Annotated in this window: 3 protein-coding genes; all 3 read left to right on the top strand. The window is 43.7% G+C overall.

What is annotated here, in order from left to right; all coding sequences use genetic code 11:
• Nucleotides 1–108 precede the first annotated feature (108 nt).
• Nucleotides 109–1,443, top strand: coding sequence for a HEAT repeat domain-containing protein (locus ACYVRH_RS11455; RefSeq protein WP_461257048.1), 1,335 nt, complete (start codon nt 109–111; stop codon nt 1,441–1,443).
• A 2-nt stretch (nt 1,444–1,445) separates the two neighbouring features.
• Entirely contained in the window at nt 1,446–2,420 is a 975-nt protein-coding gene (gene murB, locus ACYVRH_RS11460) for a UDP-N-acetylmuramate dehydrogenase (RefSeq protein WP_461257049.1), read from the top strand.
• 111 nt (nt 2,421–2,531) lie between these two features.
• A partial coding sequence (locus ACYVRH_RS11465; protein ID WP_461257050.1) for an ABC transporter substrate-binding protein occupies nt 2,532–3,063 on the top strand: 532 nt, incomplete at its 3' end.

A 3,063-nucleotide genomic window follows, 5' to 3' on the forward strand; every position in this document is an offset into this window, starting at 1 on the left:
TTATTACAAACAGCCGTAACGCCATCAAAGAAGGAAGGTTTTTACAGTATAAGAAAGATTTCTTATCGCATTACACTGAGGGAAATGTTGATGAATAGACGATTTTTTTTGTTAGTATTTATTTTTTTAATCAATTTCTCAATACACGCCCAAGAGGCTTCGAGGCAAGATACAATTAAATACGGAACGGAAACGGAAATAGCCGCCCTTATACAGACGATTAGAACTGAGAACACTGATCTTTTTGACGATGAATTAATCGCGCTTGCGCAAACCTCCAAAAACACGAAAGTTTTAACGGGTATTCTTGGCTTCTTCGGAGACAGGGAAAAAAGCGGGCTTCAAGAGCGAGCGATAAAAGCGGTAAAACAACGTGAGGACGAAGCTACTGAAACCGTTCTTTCCGCGCTTGATTACCTTGGCAAGATGAAGACCGCCGAGGCAGTTCCGGTAATTAAAGAACTTCTGGATACCGAGGAAAAACGTTTTTTAAGCGCCGGTTTTCGCGCCATTGGCGGCGCAAGTTCGGGAGATAAAAAATTAGCGGACGAGACCGCGCAATTTTTAGTTGATTTTTATAACGACCGCGAACCCGGTAATGAAAACCGCAGCATAATAATAAACGCCATAGGCGCGACAGGTTCGTCAGCCGGCGTTGATTTTCTTACGGAGATAGCGACAAATCCCGATGAGCGCTTTCCCCTGCGCATAGCGGCGTTAGGCGCTCTTTCTAAAATAGGCGATCCAAAAGGCCTTGATGCTATAATAAGCTGCGTTAACGCGAATGATCAAAACGTGCGCTCCTCTGCGGTTGCCGCTCTTGGCCCGTTTCAAGGTTCAGCCGCCGAAAACGCGATACTGGACGCTTTCAGGGACTCATATTACCGCACAAGAATCGCAGCGGCGCAGGCAAGCCGCGACAGGAAACTTGCCGCCGCCGTTCCGTTTTTAAAATTTCGCGCCGAGCGTGATGACGTTCCCAACGTAAAAGACGAGGCAATCCGCGCTCTTGGCGCAATCGCCAATAATGAGGCGATTACGGTTCTTGATGGCTTGTTTTCTGAGCGGAAAAACACCGACCGCGTCCGCATCCTTGCCGCCGATATGCTTATGAAAAATACGGGCGGAAAAAATTTCAGCAAACTTATCGTCGAACTTGATGAAGCAAAGAGAAAAAATCAGACAAACCTTTACAACGGTTTTTTAAAAGTTGTTGGAGAGGCGGCAGTTGAGAATGACAAATCTGAAATAGAAGGCGTCGCCCGACGTTTTATGGCCGCCGGCATTATGGAAAAATTATACGCTCTTGATATGGCGAATAACAATAAACTTACCGGGCTAAAAGAAGAAATTTTAACGCTTACAAAAGACAGGAATGAAAGCATTTCAAGAAAAGCGCGGCGTACCGCAGAAAGCCTTGGAATAGAAATTCCAAACAATTAGTTATGGGCAAAAAAAAAATTAAAGAAATAATTGATAAATGTCTTGAAGAAACCCCATGCGAAGTTTACGTCCGCTATGACGAACCTATGAAGGAGCATACCACTTTTAAAGTGGGAGGTCCCGCCGACTGCATGCTGCGTCCTCGCGGCGAAGGCTTTGCTTCTTTTTGCGTCAATATATTAAACCGCTGCAGTGCTGAAAAAACCCCCCTGTTTATTCTTGGCGGCGGCGCGAATATTGTAGTCTCCGACAAAGGGATACGCGGCATAGTGTTGGACATGGGCGCGTGGAAAGGCGAAAAAATACACTCGTTATGCGAAAAAGAAAACGAAATAGTTTTTAAAAGCGGAACAAGCATAGACGAAGCAGTTGATGCGTCCTGCGCCGCCTGCCTATGCGGGCTTGAGTTTCTTGCGGGAATGCCCGGCACCGTAGGCGGGGCTGTTTGGATGAACGCCCGCTGTTACGGCGGCGAAATAGCGGATGTGTTAAGTTGGGTGGAAATTATCAGTTGTGATCACGTAACGGAAAGTACGTATGTAATAAAGAGGGTAGAGGTTAAAGACGGAGAAGGTTTCGCGTATAAAAAAAGCCCTTTTCAAGAAATGGATTGCGTCATAATAAGCGCGTCATTTAAATTAAGAAAAGGCGATAAGGAAGAATTGTTAATTAAAACAGCGGAGTACAGGAAAGGCAGGGAAAAAAAGGGGCATTATCTTTTTCCAAGCGCCGGTTCCGCCTTTAAAAACAACCGTGATTTTGGAAAACCTACGGGGCAAATTATTGATGAGCTTGGCCTTAAAAACCGTCAAATAGGCGGCGCTCAAATAGCCCCCTTCCACGGAAATATCGTCATTAATACGGGAAACGCGTCAGCTTCGGATATTCGCGCCCTTATAGATGAAACAGCCGTTAAAGTTAAAGAAAAGACAGGCTTTACTCTTGAACCGGAGATACTTTTTATCGGCGAATGGTAGAGCCGCCTAGCTGAAATGCTTCTTTAGCAGAATATATTTATTGAAAGCAAATATTGCTTAGTTGATTAAAATTAAATTTTATATTATTATCTCAAAGTAATGGAGAAGAAAATGAAAAAGATTAATGTTATTTTCTATTTTATGCTTGTTCTTACCGTTTTGCCCATGTGCGTTTATGGACAGATTAGAGTTTGGTCATTCACCGATGAATTGGCTGCGATGGTCAACAATTATTACAAACGAAGCCATCCCGAAGTAAATATTAATTATTCCCAAACCCCATCTGATCAATTTCAGACCAGATTAGACTCGATCTTGGCTAGCGGTGATCCGAGAGCGCCTGATATTATTACGCTGGAATCCGAATTTGTACGCAAATATGTCGAATCCGGTCTTCTTCTGGATATTACTGACATTTATGAAGCCAACAAGAGCAAACTTCTTGCCTATCCTGTAGATGTTGGCACTTATAAAGGCAGGGTATATGCCTTGTCATGGCAGGCTTGCCCCGGCGCTATGTTCTATCGCAGAAGTTTTGCCAAAAAATATCTTGGTACGGATGATCCTAAAACAGTACAGACCTACTTTTCAGACTTTAACAAATTCCTTGATACAGCCCAGATTCTCAATCAAAAATCCAATG

The organism is Treponema sp. R80B11-R83G3 (assembly GCF_054786115.1).